This window comes from Paracoccus aestuarii (genome assembly GCF_028553885.1).
Lineage (GTDB): Bacteria > Pseudomonadota > Alphaproteobacteria > Rhodobacterales > Rhodobacteraceae > Paracoccus > Paracoccus aestuarii.
In genome coordinates this window covers 3,004,381-3,028,714 of sequence record NZ_CP067169.1, presented here as the reverse complement: position 1 = coordinate 3,028,714, position 24,334 = coordinate 3,004,381, and the positions used below count along the sequence as shown (strand labels likewise).

Annotated in this window: 24 protein-coding genes and 1 pseudogene; 16 read left to right on the top strand and 9 right to left on the bottom strand. The window is 69.2% G+C overall.

Annotated elements, in window-relative coordinates:
• Window positions 1-18: 18 nt before the first annotated feature.
• The 5 genes from JHW48_RS15335 to JHW48_RS15315 are packed head-to-tail and all read left to right on the top strand — an operon-like array spanning window position 19 to window position 5,788.
• Window positions 19-960, top strand: a complete 942-nt coding sequence (locus JHW48_RS15335) for an ABC transporter permease (protein WP_119886015.1) — start codon at window positions 19-21, stop codon at window positions 958-960.
• A complete protein-coding gene (locus JHW48_RS15330; RefSeq protein ID WP_119886016.1) occupies window positions 960-1,835 on the top strand; it encodes an ABC transporter permease in 876 nt (291 codons plus the stop codon). The genes JHW48_RS15335 and JHW48_RS15330 overlap by 1 nt, the downstream gene beginning before the upstream one ends.
• Window positions 1,835-3,508, top strand: a complete 1,674-nt coding sequence (locus JHW48_RS15325; RefSeq protein WP_119886017.1) for an ABC transporter ATP-binding protein — start codon at window positions 1,835-1,837, stop codon at window positions 3,506-3,508. The genes JHW48_RS15330 and JHW48_RS15325 overlap by 1 nt, the downstream gene beginning before the upstream one ends.
• Complete coding sequence (locus tag JHW48_RS15320) at window positions 3,492-4,661, top strand: M20 aminoacylase family protein (RefSeq protein WP_119886018.1); 1,170 nt, start codon at window positions 3,492-3,494, stop codon at window positions 4,659-4,661. The genes JHW48_RS15325 and JHW48_RS15320 overlap by 17 nt, the downstream gene beginning before the upstream one ends.
• Window positions 4,658-5,788 carry a M20/M25/M40 family metallo-hydrolase gene (locus JHW48_RS15315; RefSeq protein ID WP_119886019.1) on the top strand — a complete coding sequence of 377 codons (1,131 nt, stop codon included), beginning with the start codon at window positions 4,658-4,660 and terminating at the stop codon, window positions 5,786-5,788. Before JHW48_RS15320 ends, JHW48_RS15315 begins: the two co-directional genes overlap by 4 nt.
• A 3-nt stretch (window positions 5,789-5,791) precedes the next feature.
• Here JHW48_RS15315 and JHW48_RS15310 read toward each other — a convergent pair whose 3' ends face one another.
• Window positions 5,792-6,598, bottom strand: a complete 807-nt coding sequence (locus JHW48_RS15310) for an IclR family transcriptional regulator (RefSeq protein ID WP_119886020.1) — start codon at window positions 6,596-6,598, stop codon at window positions 5,792-5,794.
• Between the two features lie 92 nt (window positions 6,599-6,690).
• Here JHW48_RS15310 and JHW48_RS15305 point away from each other — a divergent pair.
• The 4 genes and pseudogenes from JHW48_RS15305 to JHW48_RS15290 all read left to right on the top strand — a co-directional run.
• Window positions 6,691-7,125: pseudogene (locus JHW48_RS15305) on the top strand (amidase family protein); the annotation flags it as partial.
• Window positions 7,126-7,231: 106 nt separating this feature from the next.
• Window positions 7,232-8,128 carry an amidase family protein gene (locus tag JHW48_RS15300; protein WP_336390907.1) on the top strand — a complete coding sequence of 299 codons (897 nt, stop codon included), beginning with the start codon at window positions 7,232-7,234 and terminating at the stop codon, window positions 8,126-8,128.
• Window positions 8,125-9,612, top strand: coding sequence for an aldehyde dehydrogenase family protein (locus tag JHW48_RS15295; protein WP_119885966.1), 1,488 nt, complete (start codon window positions 8,125-8,127; stop codon window positions 9,610-9,612). The genes JHW48_RS15300 and JHW48_RS15295 overlap by 4 nt, the downstream gene beginning before the upstream one ends.
• A 15-nt stretch (window positions 9,613-9,627) precedes the next feature.
• Window positions 9,628-10,572, top strand: a complete 945-nt coding sequence (locus JHW48_RS15290; RefSeq protein WP_119885967.1) for an NAD(P)-dependent oxidoreductase — start codon at window positions 9,628-9,630, stop codon at window positions 10,570-10,572.
• On the opposite strand, the gene JHW48_RS15285 is transcribed toward JHW48_RS15290, so the two are convergent.
• The 5 genes from JHW48_RS15285 to JHW48_RS15265 form a co-directional block, all read right to left on the bottom strand.
• Window positions 10,492-11,151, bottom strand: coding sequence for a rhomboid family intramembrane serine protease (locus JHW48_RS15285; protein WP_147388083.1), 660 nt, complete (start codon window positions 11,149-11,151; stop codon window positions 10,492-10,494). The genes JHW48_RS15290 and JHW48_RS15285 overlap by 81 nt on opposite strands.
• Window positions 11,152-11,160: 9 nt before the next feature.
• Window positions 11,161-11,349: a Trm112 family protein gene (locus JHW48_RS15280; protein ID WP_119885969.1), complete on the bottom strand. Its 189-nt coding sequence runs from the start codon at window positions 11,347-11,349 to the stop codon at window positions 11,161-11,163.
• The gene (locus JHW48_RS15275; protein ID WP_119885970.1) at window positions 11,346-11,972 is read right to left on the bottom strand and encodes an LON peptidase substrate-binding domain-containing protein; all 627 of its coding nucleotides are present in this window, start codon (window positions 11,970-11,972) and stop codon (window positions 11,346-11,348) included. The genes JHW48_RS15280 and JHW48_RS15275 overlap by 4 nt, the downstream gene beginning before the upstream one ends.
• A gap of 5 nt (window positions 11,973-11,977) precedes the next feature.
• Complete coding sequence (gene trxA / locus JHW48_RS15270) at window positions 11,978-12,886, bottom strand: thioredoxin (protein WP_119885995.1); 909 nt, start codon at window positions 12,884-12,886, stop codon at window positions 11,978-11,980.
• A gap of 81 nt (window positions 12,887-12,967) precedes the next feature.
• Entirely contained in the window at window positions 12,968-13,753 is a 786-nt protein-coding gene (locus JHW48_RS15265) for an exodeoxyribonuclease III (RefSeq protein ID WP_119885971.1), read from the bottom strand.
• A gap of 127 nt (window positions 13,754-13,880) precedes the next feature.
• Here JHW48_RS15265 and JHW48_RS15260 point away from each other — a divergent pair, with 127 nt between their 5' ends.
• Window positions 13,881-15,197 (top strand): MFS transporter, encoded by a 1,317-nt coding sequence (locus JHW48_RS15260; protein WP_119885972.1) that lies wholly within the window; start codon window positions 13,881-13,883, stop codon window positions 15,195-15,197.
• 82 nt (window positions 15,198-15,279) lie between these two features.
• Window positions 15,280-16,254, top strand: a complete 975-nt coding sequence (locus JHW48_RS15255) for a glutathione S-transferase family protein (protein ID WP_119885973.1) — start codon at window positions 15,280-15,282, stop codon at window positions 16,252-16,254.
• Between the two features lie 129 nt (window positions 16,255-16,383).
• Here JHW48_RS15255 and JHW48_RS15250 read toward each other — a convergent pair whose 3' ends face one another.
• Window positions 16,384-17,070, bottom strand: coding sequence for a response regulator transcription factor (locus JHW48_RS15250; RefSeq protein WP_119885974.1), 687 nt, complete (start codon window positions 17,068-17,070; stop codon window positions 16,384-16,386).
• A 136-nt stretch (window positions 17,071-17,206) separates the two neighbouring features.
• On the opposite strand from JHW48_RS15250, the gene ribA reads away from it, so the two are divergent.
• Window positions 17,207-18,265: a GTP cyclohydrolase II gene (gene ribA, locus JHW48_RS15245; RefSeq protein WP_119885975.1), complete on the top strand. Its 1,059-nt coding sequence runs from the start codon at window positions 17,207-17,209 to the stop codon at window positions 18,263-18,265.
• 8 nt (window positions 18,266-18,273) lie between these two features.
• On the top strand, window positions 18,274-18,759 hold the full coding sequence (locus tag JHW48_RS15240) for a L,D-transpeptidase family protein (RefSeq protein WP_119885976.1): 486 nt from the start codon (window positions 18,274-18,276) through the stop codon (window positions 18,757-18,759).
• Here JHW48_RS15240 and JHW48_RS15235 read toward each other — a convergent pair.
• Complete coding sequence (locus tag JHW48_RS15235; RefSeq protein WP_119885977.1) at window positions 18,750-19,403, bottom strand: YggS family pyridoxal phosphate-dependent enzyme; 654 nt, start codon at window positions 19,401-19,403, stop codon at window positions 18,750-18,752. The two genes, JHW48_RS15240 and JHW48_RS15235, sit on opposite strands and share 10 nt — an antisense overlap.
• Before the next feature lie 71 nt (window positions 19,404-19,474).
• Window positions 19,475-20,446 (bottom strand): porin, encoded by a 972-nt coding sequence (locus tag JHW48_RS15230; protein ID WP_119885978.1) that lies wholly within the window; start codon window positions 20,444-20,446, stop codon window positions 19,475-19,477.
• Between the two features lie 300 nt (window positions 20,447-20,746).
• Here JHW48_RS15230 and JHW48_RS15225 point away from each other — a divergent pair, with 300 nt between their 5' ends.
• The 3 genes from JHW48_RS15225 to lptE all read left to right on the top strand — a co-directional run bounded on the left by JHW48_RS15225 (window position 20,747) and on the right by lptE (window position 24,332).
• Entirely contained in the window at window positions 20,747-21,244 is a 498-nt protein-coding gene (locus tag JHW48_RS15225; RefSeq protein WP_119885979.1) for a DUF3576 domain-containing protein, read from the top strand.
• A gap of 78 nt (window positions 21,245-21,322) precedes the next feature.
• Window positions 21,323-23,860 (top strand): leucine--tRNA ligase, encoded by a 2,538-nt coding sequence (leuS, locus tag JHW48_RS15220; protein ID WP_119885980.1) that lies wholly within the window; start codon window positions 21,323-21,325, stop codon window positions 23,858-23,860.
• The gene (lptE, locus tag JHW48_RS15215) at window positions 23,847-24,332 is read left to right on the top strand and encodes an LPS assembly lipoprotein LptE (protein WP_119885981.1); all 486 of its coding nucleotides are present in this window, start codon (window positions 23,847-23,849) and stop codon (window positions 24,330-24,332) included. The genes leuS and lptE overlap by 14 nt, the downstream gene beginning before the upstream one ends.
• Window positions 24,333-24,334: the final 2 nt, after the last annotated feature.

The window sequence follows — 24,334 nt, the reverse complement described above, 5'->3', positions numbered from 1 at the left end:
TGACAGGGGGTTCTTGCGATGCTGGGCTATGTTCTGCGCCGCGTTCTGGCGGTGATTCCGGTCATGCTGCTGGTGGCGGTCTTCGTCTTTCTGCTGCTGCGCCTGACGCCGGGCGATCCGGCGGCGATCATCGCGGGTGACATGGCCACCCCCGCCCAGCTTGAACGCATCCGCGAGGCGATGGGCCTCAACGACCCGATCCACATCCAGTTCATCACCTGGGTGGGTCAGCTGCTGCGCGGCGATCTGGGCGTGTCGCTGATCTCGAACACGCCGGTGGCGGCGATGGTCGCGGACCGGATCGGGCCGACCCTGTCCATCGCGGTGCTGACCATCCTGATGTCGGTGGCGCTGGCCGTGCCGATGGGGGTGCTGGCCGCGTGGAAGCATCGCAGCGCCGCCGATTACGCGGTGATGACGTTTTCGGTGCTGGGCTTTTCGGTGCCGGTCTTCGTGATCGGCTATCTGTTCATCCTGGTCTTCTCGCTGCAGCTGGGCTGGTTCCCGGTCCAGGGCTTCCGGCCCCTGTCCGCGGGGCTGGGGGCGTTTCTGTCCACCGCCTTCCTGCCCGCGCTGACGCTGTCCACGATCTATGTCGCGCTGATCGCGCGGATGACGCGCGCCAACATGCTGGACGTGCTGGGCGAGGATTACATCCGCACCGCCCGCGCCAAGGGCGCCCCGGAACGCCGGGTGCTGTTCCGCCATGCGCTGCGGAATGCCGCCGTGCCGATCCTGACGGTGATCGGCACGGGCTTTGCGCTGCTGATCGGGGGCGTGGTGGTCACGGAAACCGTCTTCAACATCCCCGGCGTGGGCCGCCTTACGGTCGATGCGATCCTGGCGCGGGATTATCCGGTGATCCAGGCGATGATCCTGCTGACCAGTTTCCTCTATGTGCTGGTGAACCTGCTGATCGACCTCAGCTACAGCCTCTTTGACCCAAGGATCCGCTACTGATGGCACAGATCCCGCAACCCACATCCGCGATGCAGCCCGTGCTGCGCGCGCTGCGCCTGCCGCAATTCGGTCTGGGCGCGAAACTGGCGGCGCTGATCCTGGCGGTCATCGTCCTGCTGACGCTGCTGGCGGGCTGGATCGCGCCGCATGATCCGCTGGCCATGAACCCGATGGTCCGCCTGCAGGGCCCACAGCCGGGCCACCCGCTCGGCACCGACAATTTCGGGCGCGACATCTTCAGCCGGGTGCTGATCGGCGGCCAGCTATCGCTGATCATCGGCATCGCCACGGCGGTCGTGGCCGTGGCGCTCGGCCTGGTGATCGGGCTGGTGGCGGGCTTCTTCCGCACCGCGGATGCGATCATCATGCGGGCGATGGATGCGCTGATGGCGATCCCCTCGATCCTGCTGGCCATCGCGCTGGTGGCGCTGAACGGGCCGTCCGTCGGGTCGGTCATCGCCGCCATCACCATCCCCGAGATCCCGCGCGTGGTCCGTCTGGTCCGCGCCGTCATCCTGTCCGCGCGCGAGGAACCCTATGTCGAGGCCGCCATCGCGCTTGGCACGCCGATGCGCAAGATCCTGATCCGGCATCTGGTCCCCAACACGACGGCGCCCCTGATCGTGCAGGGCACCTATATCCTGGCATCCGCCATCCTGACCGAGGCGATCCTGTCCTTTCTGGGCGCGGGCGTCAGCACGGAAACCCCCACCTGGGGCAACATCATGGCCGAGGGGCGGCAGTTCTTCCGCATCAAGCCGGAGCTGATCCTCTATCCCGGCATTGCGCTGTCGCTCTGCATCCTGTCGATCAACCTGCTGGGGGATGCCGCGCGCGACATGCTGGACCCACGGCTGAAGAAGAGGGCGGGCTGATGCGCTTCAAGACCGGCAATTTCGACGCAGCCGAGGTGGTCCTGCAGACCGAGGGCCTGACCGTGACCCTGCCCGATACGCCGGGCGATCCGGCGGTGCTGTCGGGGATCGACGTGACCATCCGCGCGGGCGAGACGGTCTGCCTGGTGGGGGAATCCGGGTCCGGCAAATCCGTGACCTCGCTGGCGATCATGGGGCTCTTGCCGCAGGCCTTGCAGGTCCGGGGCGGCACGATCGCCCTGCAGGGCCGCGACCTGCTGCCCTTGTCGCAGGCCCAGATGCGCGATCTGCGCGCGGCCCGCGTGGCGATGATCTTTCAGGAACCCATGACCGCCCTGAACCCCGTCCTGCGCGTCGGCGATCAGATCATGGAGGTGATGGAGCTGCACACCCGCCATTCCGCCGCCGAACGGCGCCGCCGCGCCATCGCCATCATGGAGCAGGTGCATCTGCCCGATGTCGAGCGCATCTTCCGGTCCTATCCGCATCAGCTGTCGGGCGGCCAGCGCCAGCGGATCATGATCGCCATGGCCTTGGTGCTGGAGCCCGCGCTGCTGATCGCGGACGAACCCACGACCGCGCTGGACGTGACCACGCAGAAGCAGATCCTGTCGCTGATCGACGAATTGCAGCGCGACCATGGCACGGCGGTGCTGTTCATCACCCATGACATGGGCGTGGTCGCCGAGATCGCCGACACGGTCTATGTGATGAAGCAGGGCGCGATCGTCGAACATGGCCCCGTCGAGACCCTGCTGCGCGCCCCCAAGGCCGATTACACGCAAAAGCTGCTGCGCGCCGTGCCCAGCCTTGCGCCGCGTCCCGCGCGGGCGGCGGGGGGCGATCCGGTCCTGCGGGTCGAGCGGTTGAACAAGGTCTATGGCGGCGGCGGCATCCTGCGCAAGCTGCCCCAGGCCCATGCGGCCAAGGATGTGACCTTCGCCCTGGCGCCGGGCCGCACCTTGGGGATCGTGGGCGAAAGCGGGTCGGGAAAATCCACTGTGGCGCGCTGCATCATGCGGCTGATCGAGCCCTCCTCGGGGCGGATCATGCTGGACGATGCCGATATTGCGCCCCTGTCCCGCGCCGCCCTGCGCCCGCATCGCCGCAAATTGCAGGTGGTGTTCCAGGACCCGATGCGGTCCCTGAATCCGCGCTGGACGGTGGGCGAAAGCCTGATCGAGGGGCCGCTGAACTATGGCACACCGCGCCGCGAGGCCATGGCCGAGGCCGCCCGCCTGATGGGCGTCGTGGGCCTGCCCGAGGACGCGCTGCGCCGTTATCCGCATCAGTTTTCCGGCGGGCAGCGCCAGCGCATCGCCATTGCCCGCGCGGTCATGATGCGCCCCGAAGTGTTGGTGGCCGACGAGGCCGTGTCGGCGCTGGACGTGTCGGTGCAGGTGCAGGTGCTGGATCTGCTGGACCAGTTGCAGCGCGATCTGGGCATCGCCATCGTCTTCATCACCCATGATCTGCGCGTCGCCGCCCAGATCTGCGACGAGGTGATCGTCATGCAGCGCGGCGCGGTGGTCGAACACGGGCCTGCGGGCCAGGTGCTGGCCGCCCCCGCCCATCCCTATACCCGTGCCCTGATCGAGGCCGCACCCGGCCGATCCTGGGATTTCCAGAACTTCCGCGAGATGCAAGGACTGCCCCATGCCGAACCTGCCTGAGATCGACGCCACAGCCCCCGACCTGACCGCCATCTTCCGCGACCTGCACGCCCATCCCGAACTGGGATTCGAGGAGACCCGCACCGCCGCCATCGTCGCGGGAAAGCTGCGGGACTGGGGCTTTGACGAGGTGCATGAGGGCGTGGCGAAAACCGGCGTCGTGGGCATCCTGCGCGGGCGGGGCATGGGCAACCGCCGCGTGGGCCTGCGCGCCGATATGGACGCCCTGCCGATCCAAGAGGCGACGGGGCTGGACCATGCCTCGACCACGCCCGGCACCATGCATGCCTGTGGCCATGACGGGCATACGACGATGCTGCTGGGCGCCGCGCAATATCTGGCCGCCAGCCGCAATTTCGACGGCACCGCGGTTTTCATCTTCCAGCCCGCCGAGGAGGGGCTGGGCGGCGCGCGCGGCATGATCGCCGAGGGGCTGTTCGACCGCTTTCCGGTGGACGAGGTCTACGGCCTGCACAACAGCCCGAACGGGCGGCCGGGGACGGCGGCGCTGTGCCGGGGCGCCGCGATGGCGGGGGCGTCCTTCTTCGACATCACCGTGCAGGGCAAGGGCAGCCATGCCGCCATGCCGCATCAGTCGCGCGACGCGCTGGTCATCGCCTCGGCGCTGGTGGGGCAATTGCAGACCATCGTCAGCCGCAACCTGGCGCCCTTGGACACCTGTGTGCTGTCGGTAACCCAGATCCATTCGGGCAGCGCCTATAACGTGGTGCCCCAGACCGCGACGCTGGCCGGCACGATCCGCTATTTCAAGCCCGAGGTGATCGAGATGGCCCAGACCCGCATGCGCGAGATCTGCGCCGGGATGGCCCAGGCCTATGGGGTCGAGATCACGGTCGATCTGCGCAACGTCTTCGACGTGCTGATGAACGATCCCGCCCTGTCGGATGCCTGGATCGAGGCCGCGCGCGACGTGCTGGGCGCGGATGCCGTGCTGGACGGCGACGAACCCGCCACGGGCTCCGAGGATTTCGCCGACATGCTGCAGATCGTGCCCGGCGCTTACGGGCGCGTGGGCCATGCGGGGACCATGCCGCTGCACAATCCGGGCTTCGTGCTGGACGAGGCGGTGCTGCCGGTCGGCGCATCCATCTATGCCCGGCTGATCGAACGCCGCCTGCCGGTGGCGGCATGAGCGCGCTGGACCTGCCCTTCGACACGGACGCGATGCTGGCGGGCCTGCGTCCTTGGGTCGAATGCGAAAGCCCCACCTGGGACGCCGCCGCCGTCAGCCGGATGATGGATCTGGCCGCGCGCGATCTGGCCGAGGCAGGTGCTGCGGTGGAAACCGTGCCGGGGACCAAGGGCTTCGGCACCTCGATCCGCGCCACCTTCCCGCATCCCATTCAGGGCCAGCCGGGGATCCTTGTGTCGGGCCATATGGACACGGTCCATCCCGTGGGCACGCTGGACAAGCTGCCTTTCCGGGTGGCCGACGGCAAGGCCTGGGGGCCGGGCATCATGGACATGAAGGGCGGCAATTACGTCTTTCTGGAGGCGATGCGCCAGATCGCGCGGTCTGGCATGACCACGCCCCTGCCGGTGACCTTCCTCTTCACCCCCGACGAGGAGGTGGGCACCCCCGCCACGCGCGGTCTGATCGAGGATGCCGCACGCGGCCAGCGCGCCGTGCTGGTCCCCGAACCGGCGCTGCCCGATGGGGGCGCGGTGATCGGACGCTATGCCATCGCGCGATTCGATCTGGTGACGCAGGGGCGGCCCAGCCATGCGGGCTGGGCGCTGAAGGACGGACGATCCGCCATCGCCGCCATGGCGCGCCGCATCCTGCAGATCGAGGCGATGACGACCGAGGATTGCACATTCTCGGTGGGCGTCATCCATGCCGGGCAATGGGTGAACTGCGTGGCCTCGGAATGCCGGGCCGAGGTCCTGTCCATGGCCAAGACCCAGGAGGATCTGGACCGCGGCGTCGCCGCCATGCGGGACCTGCAGGGGGTCGAGGGCGGGGTCGAATTTATCGTGACCCGTGGCGTCACCCGCCCGGTCTGGGAACCGCAGCCCGGGACCATGGCGCTGCTGGATCTGGCGCAGGATCTGGCCGGTCGGATCGGGTTCGACCTGACCTCGGACCGGGCCGGGGGCGGGTCGGACGGGAACTTCACCGGCGCGATGGGGGTGCCGACGCTGGACAGCATCGGCGTCCGGGGCCGGGGCCTGCACACGCTGGACGAACATATCGACACCGCCAGCCTGGTCGAACGCGCGCGCCTGGCCGCGGGCCTGCTGACCCGGATCGCCTGAATGTCAGCGGGCGTTCAGCGCGCCCGCAGCGCTCATGGCTAAGGCGGCGAAGCTGCGCGCGAAGCCTTCGGCATCCCATTCGCCAAGCGATCCGGCGATGTGGATGGCGCCCAAGGGCAGGCCCGCCGCATCCAGGACGGCGACGCCCAGGGCGATCTCTCCGGCGACGATCTGCTGTTGGGCCAAGGCATAGCCCTGCTCGCGGGCCAGGTCGACCTCGGCCATGATCGCCTGCGGATCGGTCAGGGTGCGCTGCGAATAGGGCAGCAGCGTGGACCGCGCCAGCAGCGCCTCGGCATCGGGGCGGGGCAGGCGCGACAGCACCGCCCGCCCCCCCGCCGTGCAATAAAGCGGCACGCTGGTCCCGATCAGCGATGCCGAATAGAAGCCGCGCTTGGACTGGAAGCGCAGCGCATAGACCAGCCGCAGATCGTCGCGCAGGCTGAAATCCACCCGCTCGCCCGTTTCGCGGCGCAGCTCCATCAGCACGGGCAGGACGCGGGCGATCTGGGGGTCCAGCCGCTGATAGTCCAGCGCATGATCCAGCAGGCGCAGGCCCGGCAGATAGCCGCGATCCTGCGGGTCGCGGCGCAGATATCCCTGATGGCGCAACGTATGCACGATGCGCTGCACCGCGCTGCGGCCCAGCCCGCTGCGGGACGCGATCTCGCCCAGGGACAGGGGCCCCGAGGCGCCGTGAAAGGCCGACAGGACCTGAAAGCCGCGCGCGATGGCATCGACGAACAGCGCGTCATCGGCGGGCGGGGGCGTGGGAACGGGCGGCAGGACCGGGCGGGAGATGTCGCTCATGCAGGATCGCTTGACGAGGCGCGGGGGCGCGGATTATCGTTATCAATACAAGCATATCGCACAGCGATACGGCATGCAACAGGGGATCGGTCATGGCGGGAACGAATGCGCTGAGCGCGGCGCAGATGGTCGCGGGGTTCGAACGGGGCGATCTGTCCCCGGTCGAGGTGACCCGCGACGTGCTGGACCGGATCGACGCCTGCGAGCCGCGCATCGCCGCCATCTGGCACCAGGACCGCGACGCCGCGATGGCGGCCGCGCGGGCCGCCGAGGCCCGCTGGCACGCGGGCGATCCGATCCGGGTGGGCGGCGTGACGCTGGACGGCGTGCCCGTGACCATCAAGGAAAACATCGCCACGCGCGGCCTGCCCATGCCCCTGGGCTGCGCCGCATCGGACCTGACGCCCCGGACCGAGGACGCCCCCCCCACCGCCCGCCTGCGCGAGGCGGGGGCGGTCTTTGTCGGCCATACCACCATGCCCGATCTGGGGATGCTGTCATCGGGCCTGTCCAGCTTTCACCGCCTGACCCGCAACCCGTGGAACACCGCCATGAACCCCGGCGGGTCCAGCGCGGGGGTCATGGCGGTGTTCCACGGGTTGCGGGGCCGGCGGGGAAAGCTGGACAGGCCCGATCCATCTAGGCACGGATATCGGCGGCTCGATCCGGCTGCCGGCGGCCTGGTGCGGGCTGGTGGGGGTCAAGCCCAGCCTGGGCCGCATCCCCATCGATCCGCCCTTCATGGGCCGGGCGGCGGGGCCGATGACGCGCACCGTCACCGATGCCGCCATGGCCATGGCGGTGCTGGCGCGGCCCGATCCGCGCGACCACATGGACCTGCCCGCGCAGGCGATCGACTGGCTGGACCTGGACCGCGACCTGGCGGGCCTGACCATCGGGCTGCAGATGGATGCGGGCTGCGGGATGCCCGTCGATCCCCAGGTCCGCGACGCCATCGCCCGCGCCGCCGCCGCGATGGAGCGCGCGGGCGCCCGCATCCTGCCCGTCGATCCCTGGCTGACGCCGGACCTGCTGGCCCATGTGGACCGCTTCTGGCAGACCCGGGCCGGGGTCGAGCTGTCCGCCATGCCCCCCGACCGGCGCGCGCGCATCCTGCCGCGCATCCTGGACTGGGCCGATCGCGGCCTGGGCCGCAGCGGCGAGGATGTCTATCGCGATTACGCCGCCACTGTCGAGATCCGCCGCCTGACCGCCGCCGTCACCGCGCGGTTCGACGCGATCCTGTCGCCGGTCTCGCCCAATACCGCCTTTCCGGCGGAATGGGGCTGTCCCTGCGACGACGACGTGTCGCGGACGATGGACCATATCGGCTTCACCATGCCCTTCAACCTGGGCGAACAGCCTGCGGTCTCGGTGCCCTGCGGCTTTGACGATGCGGGCGTGCCCATCGGGCTGCAGATCGCGGGGCGGCGCTTCGACGATCTGGGCGTGCTGCGCGTTGCGCGGGCCTGGGAGCGCATCGCCCCGCCGTCCCGCCCCTGGCCCATGGATGGCGGAGACGCGGCATGACCGACTGGACCGCCCGCGCCGCCGAGTTGTATGACGGCGGCCACCGCCGGATGCTGATCGACGGCGACTGGACCGATGCCCGGTCCGGCGCCGTGATCGAGGCCCGCAACCCCGCCGATGGCCGCCTGCTGGCCACTGTGCCGCGCGCGGACAGCGCGGACATCGACCGCGCCGTGGCCGCCGCCCGCCGCGCCTTCGAGGGGCCGTGGTCGCGCTTTACCCCCTTCGAGCGGCAGGCCCTGCTGCTGCGCATCGCCGACCGGGTCGAGGCCGAATGGCAGGACCTGTGCCTGTCCGACACGCTGGACATGGGCATGCCCATCCAGCGCAGCCTGGCCAACAGCCGCCGGGTGCTGGGGATGCTGCGGTTCTATGCGGGCCAAGCGGTGGCGATCCACGGGCTGACCATCCCCAATTCCTTTCCTGGCGACATCCGGTCCTGGACGGTGCGCGAACCCTTGGGCGTGATCGGCGCGATCATCCCGTGGAACGCCCCCATCGCGGGATCGGTGTGGAAGATCGCCCCCGCTTTGGCAACCGGCTGCACGGTCGTGCTGAAACCGTCCGAGGAGGCCTCGCTGACCGTGCTGATGCTGGCCCGCATCATGCAGGATTGCGGCCTGCCGCCGGGGGTGCTGAACGTGGTGACGGGCCTCGGCCCCGAGGCGGGGGCCGCCTTGGCCGCCCATCCCGACGTGGACCGCGTGGCCTTCACCGGATCGACCGGCACGGGCCGGGCCATCGCGCAGGCGGCGGCGGGCAACCTGCGCCGCGTCTCGCTGGAGCTGGGGGGGAAATCGCCCGTCATCCTCTGCCGCGACGCGGATCTGGACCGGGCCATCCCCATCGCGGCCATGGCGGTCTTTGCCAATTCCGGCCAGATCTGCATCGCGGGCTCGCGCCTTTTCGTCGCGCGCGAGATCCAGGACGAGGTGCTGTCGCGCCTGGCCGATCAAGCCGCCGCCCTGCGCATCGGCCCGGGCCTGGACCCCGCGACCGAGATCGGGCCGCTGATCTCGGCGCGTCAGGCGGACCGGGTGCAAGGCTATCTGGACCGGGGCCTGGCCCAAGGCGCGCGCCTGCTGACCGGCGGCGCCCGCGCCGAGGGGCCGGGGCTTGCGGGCGGGCATTTCTTTCAGCCCACCGTCTTTGCCGATGTGGCCGACGACATGACCATCGCGCGCGAGGAGATCTTTGGCCCGGTCCTGTCCGCCCTGCCCTTCGACGATCTGGACGAGGTCGTGACCCGCGCCAATGCCACCCCCTACGGGCTGGCGGCGGGGGTCTTCACCACGCATCTGGGCACGGCGCACAAGCTGGCGCGGCGGCTGCGGGCGGGGACGGTCTGGGTCAACATGTATCACGCCATCGACCCGGCCGTGCCCTTCGGCGGGGTCAAGGCATCCGGCCATGGCCGCGAGGGCGGGATCGAACATCTGGACGAATTCCTGGACAGCAAGGCCGTCTGGATCAACACGGACTGACAGGTAGGGGGACGCATGGCGCAACTGGGGTTGATCGGGCTGGGCCATATGGGCCATGGCATCGCGCGCAACCTGGCCTTGCGGGGGCACCGGCTGCGCTATCTGGACCATCCCGGCAACCGCCCCGCGGATGAGATCATCTCGCTCGGCGGGCAGGCCTGCGCGACGGCGCGGGACGTGGCGCGGGGGGCGGATGCGGTGATCCTCTGCGTGACCGGATCGCCCCAGGTCGAGGCGGTGCTGACTGGCCCCGAGGGCGTCATCGCGGGGCTGGCGCCGGGCGCGGTGGTCGTCGACTGTTCCACCGCCCTTCCGGATTCCACGCTGCGGATGTGGTCGCTGGTGGCGCGGGCGGGGGCGCGCTATCTAGACGCGCCCATGACCCGCACCGCGCGCGAGGCGCATGAGGGGCGGCTGAACCTGCTGGTCGGGGGGGACGGCGCGGTGCTGGACCGCATGCGCGCCGTGCTGGGCTGTTTCGCCGAAAACATCCGCCATGTCGGCCCCTTGGGGTCGGGGCACCGGATGAAGCTGCTGCACAATTTCGTCTCGGTCGGGTTTCTGTCGCTGCTGTCCGAGGCGGCGGCCCAGGCCACGGATGCGGGCATCGCGCCCGAGACCCTGGTCGAGGTGCTGGCCGCGGGGGGCGGGGCGGGCGTGGCGCTGGACCGGATCACGCCCTTCCTGACCCGCGGCGATCGCGGGGCCATGCCCTTTTCCATCGCCAATGCCGCCAAGGACCTGGATTATCACCTGCAGATGTCGGCCGAGGCCGGGGCCGAGGACCGCATCGCCCAAGGCATCGCCGCCGTGCTGCAGGGCGCGGCCGCGTCGGATGGCGACCGGACCCTGCCGGAACTGGCCCGGATGCTGCGCCGGTCAGACCCGGCGACCGCCCAGCACCAAGGCCAGGACGATGCCGGTCACGGCGCCGCCCAGATGCGCCTCCCACGCGATTGAGGGCATCAGCACGGTCAGCGCCACGTTCAGCCCCAGGATCAGCACGACCGCCCGCACCAAGGGACGGGTCGAACGCTGGCGCCGCCGCAGGGTCAGCCCCGCCTGCACGACCAGCGCGCCCGCCACGCCGAAGACCGCGCCCGATGCGCCGATCATCGGCCCGGCCTGCGGCTGCAGCCAGGCGAAGGCCAGCGCGCCGCCGATCTGGCTGGCGGCATAGACCACCGCGAACCGCCACGGCCCCATCAGCCGCGTCACCTCGCGCCCCACCGCCACCAGCGAGATCATGTTCATCGCCAGATGCAGCGGCCCCCCATGCAGCAGGCCATAGGTCAGAAACATCGCCGCGACCTGCCCCGGATAGATCCCCGCCCCGCCCCAGAACAGCGGCGACCAGAAGGCGCCTAGAAACATCGCGATCTGGCGTGCATCGGCAAAGCCCAGCAGGGGCGCGATCCACAGCGCGGCCTCGACCAGGCAGCAGGCGGCGATGACCGCGACCGCCCAGAAGGGTAGGCGCGGCGGACCGGCCGGGCGGCCGACCCGGGGAAAGGGCACGGGGCGTGGGTCCAAACTCACCGCGCGGGGTCAGTCGGCGCGGATCTGGCGGGCCTCGTCCACCAGCATGATGGGGATGCCCGACCGGATCGGAAAGGCCAGCCCCGCCGCCTCTGAGATCAGCTCGCCCGCCGCCGCGTCATAGCGCAGCGTGGCATGGGTCACGGGGCAGACCAGCGCCTCCAGCATGTGGCGGTCGAATCCGGGCGTGTCGGTCATTGCAGTCGTTCCTCGTTTTCCCCGCCATGCAGGGCGAATTCGATCAGCCCGACCAGCAATTCGCGCCGGTCCGACAGGGTGGGGGATTCCAGCAGCGCCTGCTTGTCGCCCTGGCCGAAGGGCAGCATCATCGACAGCGAATTGATCAGCAATTCGTCCTCGGCCTTGGCGGCGGCGTCCCAATCGGTGGACAGGGCGCGCATCTGCATGAACCGGTCCAACAGGTCGAACAGCCCGCCGCGATCCAGGCCGGGATCGGTCTCGGGGCCGCCGGTGTCGCGGGCGAAGGACGACCAGTCCACCCGCGCCTGCAGATAGGGGGCGAACCCCTCCTGCAGCTCGATCAGGCGGAACCGCGACACCGCCCCGAGCGAGATCATCAGCCGCCCGTCATCGGTTTCCGAAAACGCCACCACCCGGCCCGCGCAGCCGATGGCCGACAGGCCCTCGCCCTCGGGCTGGATCATGCCGATCAGGCGGTGATCGGTCTTCAGCACATCCTCCAGCATCTGCAGATAGCGCGGCTCGAAGATGTGCAGCGGCAGGCGCGCGCGGGGCATCAGCACCGCGTCGGGCAGCGGGAACAGCGGAATGCGGTCGGGCAGGTCGAAACGCAGCGCCATGGCACTCAGGCGAAGATCAGCGAGGACAGCCGCCGCCGCCCCTTCTGATTGATCGGATCGGTGGGCTTGAGGCTGTCGAAGATGGTCAAGAGCTGCGCCTTGGCCGCGCCGTCGTTCCAGTCGCGGTCGCGGCGGAAGCTGTCCAGCAGGATGTCCACGGCCTCCTCGATCCGGCCGGCGGCAGTCAGGGCTTGGGCATAGTCCAGACGGGCCTGCTGATCGGCGGGATCGGCCTGGACCCGGGCGGCCAGGTCGTCCAGGGGGCCGGCGCTTTCAGCCTGCTGGGCCAGCTGCAGCTGGGCGCGCGCGGCCTCGACGGGGCCGCTGCCGGTCAGGGGCTGGGGCACCTGGGTCAGGGTCGATGCGGCGGCGGCGGCATCGCCCGCGGCCAGATGGGCGCGGATCAGCCCGCCCCAGGCCTCCGGGCTGTCGGGCAGCTCGCCGATGATGGCGGTGAAGGTCTCGACCGCGTCGGCGGCCTCGCCATCCTCGATCATCTGCTCGGCCGCGGCCAGCGCATCGGCCAGGCCACCGTCATCGCCGGACATGGCGGCCAGCTTGTCGACGAACTGCTTGATCTGGCTGGCGGGCAGCGCGCCTTGGAAGGCATCGACCGGCTGGCCTTGGAAAAAGGCATAGACGGTGGGGATCGACTGGACCCGCAACTGGCCCGCGATCATCTGGTTTTCGTCCACATTGACCTTGGCCATGCGGACGCGGCCCTTGTGGCGGGCCACCTCGGCCTCCAGCGCGGGGCCGAGCGTCTTGCACGGCCCGCACCAGGGTGCCCAGAAATCGACGATGACCGGGACCTGCATCGAGGCCTCGACCACCTCGGCCATGAAATCCGCCTCGGTCACGTCCTTGATGAAGTCGTCGGTCTTGCCGGGGGCGGGGTTGCCGTCGAAAAGCATGGTCATGGGTCACCGGGTCCGTATTGATCTGTCGGGATTCAATATGGGGCTTTCGCGGGCCGCGCGAAAGGCCCCCCGCTGTCACAGGTCGAAGCTGGCCAGGACCGGGACATGGTCACTGGGCTGGTCCCATCCGCGCAGCGCGCGCAGGATGCGGCTGGAATGGGCCGCGCCCGCGATGTCGCCGCTGGCCCAGATATGGTCCAGCCGCCGCCCCTTGTCCGCCGCGTCCCAGTCCCGCGCGCGATAGGACCACCAGCTGTAGAGCTTGCCTTGGGGGATGTCCTTGCGGGTCACGTCCACCCAGCCCCCGGCCTCCTGCGCGTCGGTCAGGTGCTGGACCTCGATCGGCGTGTGGCTGACGATCTTCAACAGCTGCTTGTGCGACCAGACGTCGTCCTCGCCGGGCGCGATGTTCAGATCGCCCACCAGGATCGCGCGTTCGGGCCGGTCGGCGCGGAAGACGTCGCGCATCTCGGTCAGGAAATCCAGCTTCTGGCCGAATTTCTCGTTCACGGTGCGGTCGGGGACGTCGCCGCCGGCGGGGACATACATGTTGTGGATCACCACGCCATTGGGCAGCCGGGCCGAGACATGGCGCGCATGGCCGAGCCGGGCATAGTCGCGGTCGCCCGCATCCTCCAGCGGCAGGCGCGACAGGATGGCCACGCCGTTATAGCCCTTCTGGCCGCGCGCGACGATATGGCGATAGCCCAGCTCCGCGAAGCGGGTCAGCGGGATCTTGTCCACCGGCGCCTTGCATTCCTGCAGGCACAGGACGTCGGGACCCTCCTCCTCCAGGAACCGCGCGACCAGCCCCTCGCGCAGGCGGACCGAATTGATGTTCCAGGTGGCGATGGTGAACATGGGGCGTCTCCTTTGCGGGCGGAGCCTATCCGCGGGGGCGGGCGGTCACAATGGGCCCCGGGCTTGCGCTATGGGCCGCAGCCGTTATGCAGGAACCCGACAGGCGGCCGGCAGGGGGGGCGGGGGAATGAAGCTGACCATCGACGAGGCCCTGACGCGCGGCGGCACGGGGCGATTCCAGTGGCGCCTGCTGGGGATCTTCGGGATGGTCTGGGCGGCGGATGCCATGCAGGTCATCGCGGTGGGATTCGCCGCGCCCTCGGTCGCGGTGACCTTCGGGCTGGACCGGGTGACGGCGCTGCAGATCGGGACGGTGTTCTTTCTGGGCATGTTCGCGGGGGCGTTCCTCTTCGGGCGGCTGGCCGACCGGATCGGGCGCAAATGGGTGCTGGTGGGGACCGTCGCGATGGATGCGGTCTTTGGCCTGGCATCGGTGCTGGCGGGGGATTTAACCTGGCTGCTGGTGCTGCGCTTTCTGACCGGGGTGGCGGTGGGCGGCACGCTGCCCGTCGACTACGCGATGATGGCGGAATTCCTGCCGCCCCGGAACCGCGGCCGCTGGCTGGTCTGGCTGGAGGGGTTCTGGGCCGTGGGCACCATCGTCGTCGCCCTGACGGCCTGGGCCGCGGCCAGCTGGGGGGCCGATGCGCCGTGGCGCTGGATCTTTCTGGTCGCGGCGCTGCCCGCGCTGATCGGGTTCTTTCTGCGCTTCTGGATCCCGGAAAGCCCGATGTATCTGGTCCGCAAGGGCCGCCAGGCCGAGGCGCGGGCCGTCATCGACCAGGTGCTGCGCGTGAACGGCGCGGACCCCCTGCCGCCCCATGTCCACCTGAAGCCCGCCCCGGTCCCCGAAGGCGCCGCCCGGTCGATCATGGCCGCGCCGCTGCGCCGCCTGACGGTGGGGGTGCTGTCGGTCTGGTTCCTGGTGTCGCTGTCCTATTACGGGGTCTTTGTCTGGGTGCCGGGGCAGCTGGCGACCGAGGGGTTCGGCTTCGTGCGCGGCTATGGCTTTCTGGTCGTGCTGGCCCTGGCCCAGGTCCCTGGCTATGCGCTGGCCGCCTGGGGCGTCGAGGCGGTGGGCCGCAAGCCGACCCTGACCGGGTTCCTGATCCTGTCGGCGGCGGGATGCGGCCTATTCGCGCTGGCCACGGGGCCGGTCATGGTCGCCACAGCCCTGATCGTCATGAGCTTCGCGCTGCTGGGGACTTGGGGGGCGCTCTATGCGCTGACGCCCGAGCTTTATCCCACGCATCTGCGCGGCACCGGCATGGGCACGGCGGGGGCCATGGCGCGCTTGGGCGGCATCCTGGCGCCCAGCCTGCTGGCGGTGGTCTTCATGCAGGGGTTCGGCCTGGCCATCGGCAGCTTCGCGCTGCTGCTGATCCTGGCCGCGCTGGCCCTGACGCTGGTGCGGACCGAGACGCGGGACCGCGCCATCGGCTGACCGCATGTCGCAGGCCGGGCCGGAACAAGCCCGGCCCCCGCCCGTTGCCTCGGCGAAACCCACTCCAAGGAAGGATCAGCCCATGGGCCAACTGGTAGACGGCGTCTGGAAGGACGAATGGTACGACACCGACAGCACCGGCGGTGAATTCAAGCGCGACACGTCCAAGTTCCGGTCCTGGGTGACCGCGGACGGATCGCCCGGCCCCACGGGCGATGGCGGCTTCGCGGCGGAAAGCGGGCGCTATCACCTCTATGTCAGCCATGCCTGCCCTTGGGCGCATCGCACGATGATCTTCCGCGCGCTGAAGGACCTGACCGACCATATCGACGTATCCGTCGTCCATCCCGACATGGAGAGCGAGGGCTGGGAATTCCGCACCGATTTCGACGGCGCCACCGGCGACCGCCAGTTCGGGCTGGACTACCTGCGCGAGGTCTATCTGAAGGCCAAGCCCGACGCGTCGGGCCGGGTGACGGTGCCGGTGCTGTGGGACAGCCGGACGGGGCAGATCGTGTCCAACGAAAGCGCCGACATCATCCGCATGTTCAACAGCGCCTTCGACGGGCTGACCGGCAATGACGACGATTACTATCCGCAGGCGCTGCATGACCGGATCGAGGCGGTCAACGACCGGGTCTATGACACGGTCAACAACGGCGTCTACAAGGCCGGCTTCGCCACCAGCCAGGAGGCCTATGACAAGGCTGTCCATCCGCTGTTCGACAGCCTGGACTGGATCGAGGGGCTGCTGGCCGAGAACCGCTATCTGACCGGCGACCGGATCACCGAGGCGGATTGGCGGCTGTTCACCACGGTGCTGCGGTTCGACCGGGTCTATCACACCCATTTCAAATGCAACCGCAGCCGGATCGTGGATTTTCCGAACCTGTGGGGCTGGGCGCGCGAGCTCTTTCAATGGCCGGGCGTGGCCGAGACCGTGCATCCCGACCATTTCATGCGCCATTATTACCACAGCCATGACATGATCAACCCGAACCGCATCATCCCGATCGGCCCGGATGACGACTGGACCGCGCCGCACGGCCGCGGCTGAGCCGGGCAAAAAAATTGCCCCGGCGCGGGGAATCGCCGGGGCATCAGAGAGGGAGGGGTGTGGCCGCATCCGCCGACCACTGGGCTTCGGGGATCCAACGCCGGGACCCCCTTGCGGTTCCCGCGACGATCAGGCGACCAGACGATAGCCGCCCGATTCGGTCACCAGCAGGCGCGCATTGCTGGGATCGGGCTCGATCTTCTGGCGCAGACGATAGATATGCGTCTCCAGCGTGTGGGTGGTCACCCCGGCATTGTATCCCCAGACCTCGTGCAGCAGCACATCGCGCGCCACCACCCCGTCCTGCGCCCGGTAGAGGAACTTGAGGATGTTCGTCTCCTTCTCGGTCAGGCGGATCTTGCGGTCCTTGCCGTCGATCAGCATCTTCATCGAGGGCTTGAACGTATAGGGCCCAAGCTGGAAGATCGCGTCCTCGGACTGTTCATGCGTGCGCAGCTGGGCGCGCAGCCGGGCCAGCAGGACCGGGAACTTGAACGGCTTGGTAACGTAATCGTTCGCGCCCGCATCCAGGCCCAGGATGGTGTCGGCATCCGTGTCATGGCCGGTCAGCATCACGATGGGGCATTTCACGTTCAGCTTGCGCAGCTTCTTGCACAGCTCGCGCCCATCCGTGTCGGGCAGGCCCACATCCAGCACCACCAGATCGAAGATGGCGTTCTTGGTCGCCTCGACCGCCTCGGCGCCGCTGCCGGCCTCGGTCACGTCGAAATCATCGGTCGCGACCAGCTGTTCGGCCAAGGCCTCGCGCAGGTCTTCCTCGTCATCCACCAACAGGATCTTCTTCAGTCCGGCCATGCTTGCCTCCTTTTCGGCTCTTGCCCAGAGAGGTGGCGGGCGGATCGCCGCCCGTCCAGCGCGATGGCCCGATTCTCACATGGAGTTGTCGGCAGGGCGCGCTATGTTTCAGAATGTTACAGAATGACGTGACCGCATGAGCCTGATCCCCACCCTTGCCGAGACCCTGGCCCGTGCCCGCGCCGACCTGCGCATGGGCCTGCCGGTCGTGATCGACGGCCATCTGGCCGCCGCGGTCGAGACGCTGTCGCCCGAACGGCTGGCCGATCTGGCGGGCCTGGGCGCGCCGGTCCTGGCGCTGACCGACCGGCGGGCGGGGACGCTGAAGGCGCGGGCCTATGACGGCGATCTGGCGCGGATCGCGCTGCCGGGTGATGCGGGCCTGTCCTGGCTGCGGGCGCTGGCCGATCCGGCGGGCGATCTGATGACGCCGCTGAAGGGCCCGCTGACCAGCCTGCGCGACGGTCCGGCCGATGCGCATCGCACCGCGCTGGCCTTGGCGAAATCGGCCCAGCTGCTGCCCGCGATGCTGCTGGTGGCAGGGCCGGTGCCGCCCGGCCTGACGGTGCTGCGGTCCGGCCCGGCCCTGACGCAGCTGCTGGCCGCGCCGCATCTGGCCCCGGTGGCGCGGGCCCGGGTGCCGCTGCTGCCGGCGGAGCGCACGCGGCTGCATGTCTTTCGCCCCGATGACGGCGCCGAGGAGCATTACGCCGTCGAGATCGGCGATCCGCCCCGCGACGCGCCGGTGCTGGCGCGGCTGCATTCGGCCTGTTTCACCGGCGACGTGCTGGGCAGCCTGAAATGCGATTGCGGTCCGCAATTGCAGGCGGCCTTGGGCGCGATGGGGCAGGCGGGGGCGGGGGTGCTGCTCTATCTGAACCAGGAGGGGCGGGGAATCGGGCTGGCCAACAAGATGCGCGCCTATGCGCTGCAGGATCAGGGCTTCGACACGGTCGAGGCCAATCACCGGCTCGGCTTCGAGGATGACGAGCGCGATTTCCGCATCGGCGCCGCGCTGCTGGCGCGGATGGGATTCGCGCGGGTGCGGCTGATGACGAACAACCCGCGCAAGGTGGCCATGCTGACCGCCCAAGGGCTGGAGGTGACCGAGCGCGTCCCCCTGATCATGCCGCCCAACCGCCACAACGCCGCCTATCTGGACGTGAAGGCGCAGAAATCCGGGCATCTGCTGTGAGGGGCGCGATGGTGCTGACGCCGATGGGTCTGCGGTTTTCGGGCCGGGTCATCCCCTGCGCGATCGGCAAGACCGGGGTGACCGCCACCAAGCGCGAGGGCGACGGCGCGACCCCGGCGGGGGTCATGCGGATCACCGGCCTGTGGTATCGCCCCGACCGGCTGGCCCGGCCCGCGCCTTGGGCGCGCGCGATCGGGCCGGGCGATCTGTGGTGCGACGACCCGGGCCATCCGGCCTATAACCGCCACGCCCGCGCGCCCCTGACCGCCAGCCACGAGCGGATGCGGCGGGCGGACCCGCTCTATGACCTGGTGATGACGACGGATTGGAACTGGCCGCGGGCCGTGCCGGGGCGGGGATCGGCGATCTTTCTGCACCAGTGGCGCCGGCCGGGATTCGGGACCGAGGGCTGCATCGCCTTTGCCCGGGCCGACCTGATCCGCCTGGCCCGGCAGGCGCCGCCGGGCACGCGGATCATCGTGCCTCAGCCGTAATCGCGGGCGCCGAAGATCGCCGAGCCCACCCGCACATGGGTCGCGCCATGGGCGATGGCGGTCTCGAAATCGGCGCTCATCCCCATGGACAGGCCGGGCAAGCCGTGATCCGCCGCCAGCCGCGCCAACAGGGCGAAATGCGGGGCGGGGTCGCCATCCTCGGGCGGGATGCACATCAGTCCCTGCGGGCGCAGGCCCAGCTCTGCACAGAGCGTCAGGAAGCCCGGCAGCTCATCCACCAGGATGCCGGCCTTCTGTGGCTCGTCCCCGGTATTGACCTGCACGAAAAGCTGCGGGCTGCGGCCCTGTTCGTCGATCTGCTGGGCCAGCTTGCGCGCCAAGGTGACCCGGTCCAGCGAATGGATCGCGTCGAACAGCGCCACCGCAGCGCGGGCCTTGTTCGATTGCAGCGGCCCGATCATGTGGACCGACACGCCGGGGTGGCGGGCGGTCCATGCGGGCCATTTGGCCTGCGCCTCCTGGACGTAGTTTTCGCCGAACACGGTGTGGCCCGCGGCCAGCACGGCCTCGACCCGGTCGGGGGGCTGCACCTTGCTGACGGCGATCAGGGTCACGGCTCCGGGCTCGCGTCCGGCGGCGGCTTCGGCCGCACGGATGCGGCGGGTGATGTCTTCCAGTCCCATGACCCCACCTGACAAAAAGAAAAGAGCGGGCGCAAGGCCCGCTCTCTCTGGTTCATGACGATCCGGTCGGATCAAAAGTCGAAGCGGACACCGAAGTCGCCGCGGACGTTCTTGTCGTAGCCACGCTCCAGCGAGCCGGCCAGGTAGGCGCCGCCCAGGTCGTAGCGGGCGCCCAGACCGAAGGCGGTGTCGGTGTCGTTGCCGGCCGCATCGTTGTTCGACACATAGGCGCTCAGCGTGGTCAGCGGAGCGACGACATAGTCACCGTACAGCACGAAGGTGTCGCTGCTGTTGTTGTCGATGTAGTTCAGGCCGACGCCGTTTTCGGTGCCTGCCAGGGTGTAGTAGGCGCCCAGGAAGTACTGGTCGTTGCCCGACTCGCCGGCGCCGTCCTTGACCGCGGCGGCCGACAGCGCGATGTCGTTCCAGTTGTAGTCGACCGAAACGCCGATCTCTTCGGTGGTGCCACCGACGGTCTGGTTCGGGTCAACATAGGAGAAGCGGGCCTTCAGCGCGTCGACCGCGTATTCGACCGAGACGCCGAGACGGTTGCGCGACTGGTTGTCGACGATGGTCGAGCAGGGCACTTCCAGCTCGTCGTCGCACTCGGTCAGGAAGGTGTTCGAGCCGTAGGCTTTCGACGAATAGGCGAAGAAGGCGCCCGACGGGTTGCCGAACGAACGGCTGATCAGGCCGACTTCCGACGAGTACAGCAGGCCGGCATTGTCGAAGGCGGTGCCGACGTTGCCGACGGCGACGGTCAGGCCGCTGGCGGTGACATAGATCTGGCCGGGCGACACGGAATCGATGCCGGCATCACCCTGGTCCCACTGGGCGCGGACGCGGGCACCGAAATCGACGCCCTGGTCGGTCGAGGTCGTGGCATGGACGTTCAGGCGGACGCGGGCCGAAACCTGGGCTTCCTGATCGCGGCCTTCGACATAGTCGACTGCGGTGCGGCCATAGCCCGAGATGGTCACGTCGGCAGCGGCCACGCCGGCGGACAGAACCAGCGCGGTCGAGGCGATAAGAGCCTTTTTCATGGTGATGTTCCCTCTTGTCTCTCTGTTGCCCAAGCCGGAGTTCCGTCCTGGGGATGCTATTTGTTTCACCTTTCCGCGATTGTGATGCAACGAATTCAGGACCGTCGGGTTTGCTTGCGGGCTAGCCTGATGCACTTGCGCCACAGTCGCGCAAGGCGGGGTTGCAAGGCCCCCGGAAGCGTCGCGGGTGGCATCCCGCGCGCGGTCGCGCCGGATGGGCGCGGGCCGAGGGAATGCCTTGTTCTGACATGCCGTTCCGGTCTAATGCTGGGGCCGAGACACCGACCTCAGGGGGATGGGATGAGCTTTGCACGCGCCGCGCGCCTGATGATCGCCACGACGCTTTGCGCGGGGCTTGGCATGGGCCTGGCCGCATGCGGCGGCGGGGGCGCGCGCCCGGCCGATACGCTGACCATGGCCGACGGCCCGGACATGCGGCCCGAGGTTCGCGGCACGCGGATCCAGGACGTCTTCCGCCGGTCCGAGAATCCGAACCAGACGGTCGGCGTGAACAAGTATCTGTGGAATGCCAGCCTGGACGTGCTGAACTTTCTGCCGATCCAGACGGTCGATCCCTTCACCGGGGTGATCCAGACCGGATTCGGCACGCCGCCCGGCGGGGGCCGGTCCTATCGCGCCACGATCCAGATCAGCGACCCGGCGCTGGACGCGCGCAGCCTGCGCCTGTCCTTGCAGGGTCCGGGCGGCGCGGCGGTCGAACCCGGCACCGTGCGCGCGGTCGAGGACGCGATCCTGACCCGCGCGCGCCAGCTGCGCATCCGCGACGGCCGCCTGTAGCCTCTGCAAGCGGCGCTGGACCCGGTCCGGCGCGGCATGTAAACCCCCTCGGGCAACGAATGACGCCCGAGGTTCCCCATGCCCTATGATCCCGCGACGAGCGAAGCCCGCTGGCAGAAGGCCTGGGCGGATGCCGGCAGCTTCACCGCCATCCGCGACGAGCGCCCAAAATATTACGTGCTGGAGATGTTCCCCTATCCCTCGGGGCGCATCCATATGGGCCATGTGCGCAACTACACGATGGGCGACGTGGTGGCGCGGTTCAAGCGCGCGCAGGGGTTTTCGGTGCTGCACCCGATGGGCTGGGACGCCTTCGGCATGCCCGCGGAAAATGCCGCGATGGAACAGGGCGGCCATCCGCGCGACTGGACCTATGCCAATATCGCGACCATGCGCGATCAGCTGAAGCCCTTGGGCCTGTCCATCGACTGGAGCCGCGAATTCGCGACCTGCGACGACGCCTATGTGGCGCAGCAGCAGGCGCTGTTCCTGGACATGCTTGAGGCGGGCCTGATCACGCGCAAATCGGCGCAGGTGAACTGGGACCCGGTCGACATGACCGTGCTGGCCAACGAACAAGTGATCGACGGCAAGGGCTGGCGATCCGGCGCCACGGTGGAACGGCGCGAGCTGACGCAGTGGTTCTTCAAGATCAGCGACTACAGCGATGAATTGCTGGAGGCGCTGGACGGCCTCAAGGGCTGGCCCGAGAAGGTGCGCCTGATGCAGGCCAACTGGATCGGCAAGTCGCGGGGCTTGCAGTTCCGCTTCGCCACGGTCGATGCGCCCGCGGGCCATGAGGCGATCGAGGTCTATACGACCCGCCCCGACACGCTGATGGGGGCCAGCTTCGTCGCGCTGTCGCCGGACCATCCGCTGGTCAAGGAGCTGGCGGCCTCGCGCCCCGAGATCGAGGCCTTCCGCGCGGAATGCCGCCGCATCGGCACCACCGAGGAGGCGATCGAGACCGCGCCCAAGCTGGGATTCGATACCGGTCTGACCGTCGCGCATCCGCTGGACGCGGATTGGCACCTGCCCATCTGGATCGCGAATTTCGTGCTGATGGATTACGGCACCGGCGCGATCTTCGGCAGCCCGGCGCATGACGAGCGCGACCACGAATTCGCCGTGAAATACGGGTTGCCCATCCGCGCGACCTTCGGCCAGCCCGGCATGACGCTGGATCAGGCCGATGCGCTGGTGGCCGACGCGCCCTTCGTGCCCGGCAAGACCGAGGCCGTGACCTATGTGCGCGGCTTTGCGGGCGCCGCCGACCAGACCGGAGAGGCCGCGGTGGACGCCGCCATCGCCCATGCGGAACGCGCGGGCTATGGCGAGGGCGTGACCAAGTTCCGCCTGCGCGATTGGGGCATCTCGCGCCAGCGCTATTGGGGCTGTCCGATCCCGGTCGTGCATTGCGACACCTGCGGGACGGTCCCCGAGGCGAAGCAGAACCTGCCCGTGCTGCTGCCGCAGGACGTGAGTTTCGACGTGCCCGGAAACCCGCTGGACCGCCACCCCTCGTGGCGTGGGGTGCCATGCCCCGTCTGTGGCAATGCCGCGCGCCGGGAAACCGACACGATGGACACGTTTGTCGATTCGTCCTGGTATTACGCGCGCTTCACCTCTCCCCATGCGGCGACGCCGACCGAGCGCGCGGATGCGGATTACTGGATGAATGTCGACCAGTATATTGGGGGCATCGAGCATGCGATCCTGCACCTGCTCTATTCGCGCTTCTTCGCCCGGGCGATGGTGAAAACCGGCCACCTGCCCGAGGCCGCGAAGGAGCCCTTTGATGCGCTGTTCACCCAAGGCATGGTCACGCACGAGATCTACAAGACCACCGATGATCGCGGCCGCCCTGTCTATCACCTGCCCGAGGATGTGACCGACGGCAAACTGGCCGACGGCACGGCGGTCGAGGTAATCCCCTCGGCCAAGATGTCGAAATCCAAGAAGAACGTCGTCGACCCGGTGAACATCGTCGAGAGCTTCGGCGCCGATACCGCGCGCTGGTTCATGCTGTCCGACAGCCCCCCCGAGCGCGACGTCGAATGGACCGCCGCCGGGGCCGAGGCCGCCGCCAAGTTCCTGGGCCGCGTGCATCGCCTGGCCGAGGATGCGCCCGAGGGCGGCGACGATCCCGACCTGACCCGCGCGGCGCATCGCGCCATCGCCGATGTGACCCGCGCGATCGAGGGTTTCGCCTTCAACAAGGCCGTCGCCAAGCTCTATGAGCTGGCCAATGCCATCGGCAGATCCAAGGCCGGGGGCGAGGCGCGCTGCGCCGTGCTGCGCATCATGGCCCAGCTGATGGCGCCGATGGTCCCGCATCTGGCCGAGGATGTCTGGGCCGCCTCGGGCGGGCAGGGCATGGTCGTCGATGCCGGCTGGCCCAAGGCCGACCCCGCCCTGCTGGAGGATGACAGCGTCACCCTGCCCATCCAGATCAACGGCAAGCGCCGGGCCGAGATCACCGTGCCCAAGGACATGCCCAAGGACCAGATCGAGGCGCTGGTCCTGTCCGACGACACCGTGCGGCGCTTCCTGGAGGGGGCCGCGCCCAAAAAGCTGATCGTCGTGCCGGGGCGGATCGTCAATGTGGTCGCCTGACCGCCGCGCGGCGATCCTGGGCTTGCTGGCGCTGGCGGGCTGCGGGCTGACGCCGGTCTATGGGCCGGGCGGGGGCGGCGGGCGGCTGTTCGGCCGGGTTCGGCCGCGCGACCCGGACACGCCCCTGGATTTCGTCTTCAACCGCCGCATCGCCGACCGCTTGGGCCCGGAGGATGCGGCGATCTATGACCTGGATTACCAGATCGCCGCCGGGGTCGTGCCCCAGGCCATCACCCCGGACGAGGTCACGACGCGCTATTCCCTGAACGGCACGGCCGATTTCTCGCTGAAGGCGGGGGACGGGACGGTGCTGGTTCAGGGGCGGGTCAGCAGCTTCACCTCCTATTCGACGACGGGGACGACGATCTCGACCTTGGCGGCCGAGGGCGATGCCCGCCAGCGCCTGGCGCTGATGCTGGCCGATCAGGTGGTCACGCGGCTGCTGGCGGCGGCGCCCGGCCTGCCGGGCTGAGC

Excerpts from the sequence above, each read along its gene's own strand:
- JHW48_RS15335 (WP_119886015.1), top strand. The coding sequence starts at position 19 with ATGCTGGGCTATGTTCTGCGCCGCGTTCTGGCGGTGATTCCGGTCATG.
- JHW48_RS15330 (WP_119886016.1), top strand. The coding sequence starts at position 960 with ATGGCACAGATCCCGCAACCCACATCCGCGATGCAGCCCGTGCTGCGC.
- JHW48_RS15325 (WP_119886017.1), top strand. The coding sequence starts at position 1,835 with ATGCGCTTCAAGACCGGCAATTTCGACGCAGCCGAGGTGGTCCTGCAG.
- JHW48_RS15320 (WP_119886018.1), top strand. The coding sequence starts at position 3,492 with ATGCCGAACCTGCCTGAGATCGACGCCACAGCCCCCGACCTGACCGCC.
- JHW48_RS15315 (WP_119886019.1), top strand. The coding sequence starts at position 4,658 with ATGAGCGCGCTGGACCTGCCCTTCGACACGGACGCGATGCTGGCGGGC.
- JHW48_RS15310 (WP_119886020.1), bottom strand. The coding sequence starts at position 6,598 with ATGAGCGACATCTCCCGCCCGGTCCTGCCGCCCGTTCCCACGCCCCCG.
- JHW48_RS15295 (WP_119885966.1), top strand. The coding sequence starts at position 8,125 with ATGACCGACTGGACCGCCCGCGCCGCCGAGTTGTATGACGGCGGCCAC.
- JHW48_RS15290 (WP_119885967.1), top strand. The coding sequence starts at position 9,628 with ATGGCGCAACTGGGGTTGATCGGGCTGGGCCATATGGGCCATGGCATC.
- JHW48_RS15280 (WP_119885969.1), bottom strand. The coding sequence starts at position 11,349 with ATGACCGACACGCCCGGATTCGACCGCCACATGCTGGAGGCGCTGGTC.
- JHW48_RS15275 (WP_119885970.1), bottom strand. The coding sequence starts at position 11,972 with ATGGCGCTGCGTTTCGACCTGCCCGACCGCATTCCGCTGTTCCCGCTG.
- trxA (WP_119885995.1), bottom strand. The coding sequence starts at position 12,886 with ATGCTTTTCGACGGCAACCCCGCCCCCGGCAAGACCGACGACTTCATC.
- JHW48_RS15265 (WP_119885971.1), bottom strand. The coding sequence starts at position 13,753 with ATGTTCACCATCGCCACCTGGAACATCAATTCGGTCCGCCTGCGCGAG.
- JHW48_RS15260 (WP_119885972.1), top strand. The coding sequence starts at position 13,881 with ATGAAGCTGACCATCGACGAGGCCCTGACGCGCGGCGGCACGGGGCGA.
- JHW48_RS15255 (WP_119885973.1), top strand. The coding sequence starts at position 15,280 with ATGGGCCAACTGGTAGACGGCGTCTGGAAGGACGAATGGTACGACACC.
- JHW48_RS15250 (WP_119885974.1), bottom strand. The coding sequence starts at position 17,070 with ATGGCCGGACTGAAGAAGATCCTGTTGGTGGATGACGAGGAAGACCTG.
- ribA (WP_119885975.1), top strand. The coding sequence starts at position 17,207 with ATGAGCCTGATCCCCACCCTTGCCGAGACCCTGGCCCGTGCCCGCGCC.
- JHW48_RS15240 (WP_119885976.1), top strand. The coding sequence starts at position 18,274 with ATGGTGCTGACGCCGATGGGTCTGCGGTTTTCGGGCCGGGTCATCCCC.
- JHW48_RS15235 (WP_119885977.1), bottom strand. The coding sequence starts at position 19,403 with ATGGGACTGGAAGACATCACCCGCCGCATCCGTGCGGCCGAAGCCGCC.
- JHW48_RS15230 (WP_119885978.1), bottom strand. The coding sequence starts at position 20,446 with ATGAAAAAGGCTCTTATCGCCTCGACCGCGCTGGTTCTGTCCGCCGGC.
- JHW48_RS15225 (WP_119885979.1), top strand. The coding sequence starts at position 20,747 with ATGAGCTTTGCACGCGCCGCGCGCCTGATGATCGCCACGACGCTTTGC.
- leuS (WP_119885980.1), top strand. The coding sequence starts at position 21,323 with ATGCCCTATGATCCCGCGACGAGCGAAGCCCGCTGGCAGAAGGCCTGG.
- lptE (WP_119885981.1), top strand. The coding sequence starts at position 23,847 with ATGTGGTCGCCTGACCGCCGCGCGGCGATCCTGGGCTTGCTGGCGCTG.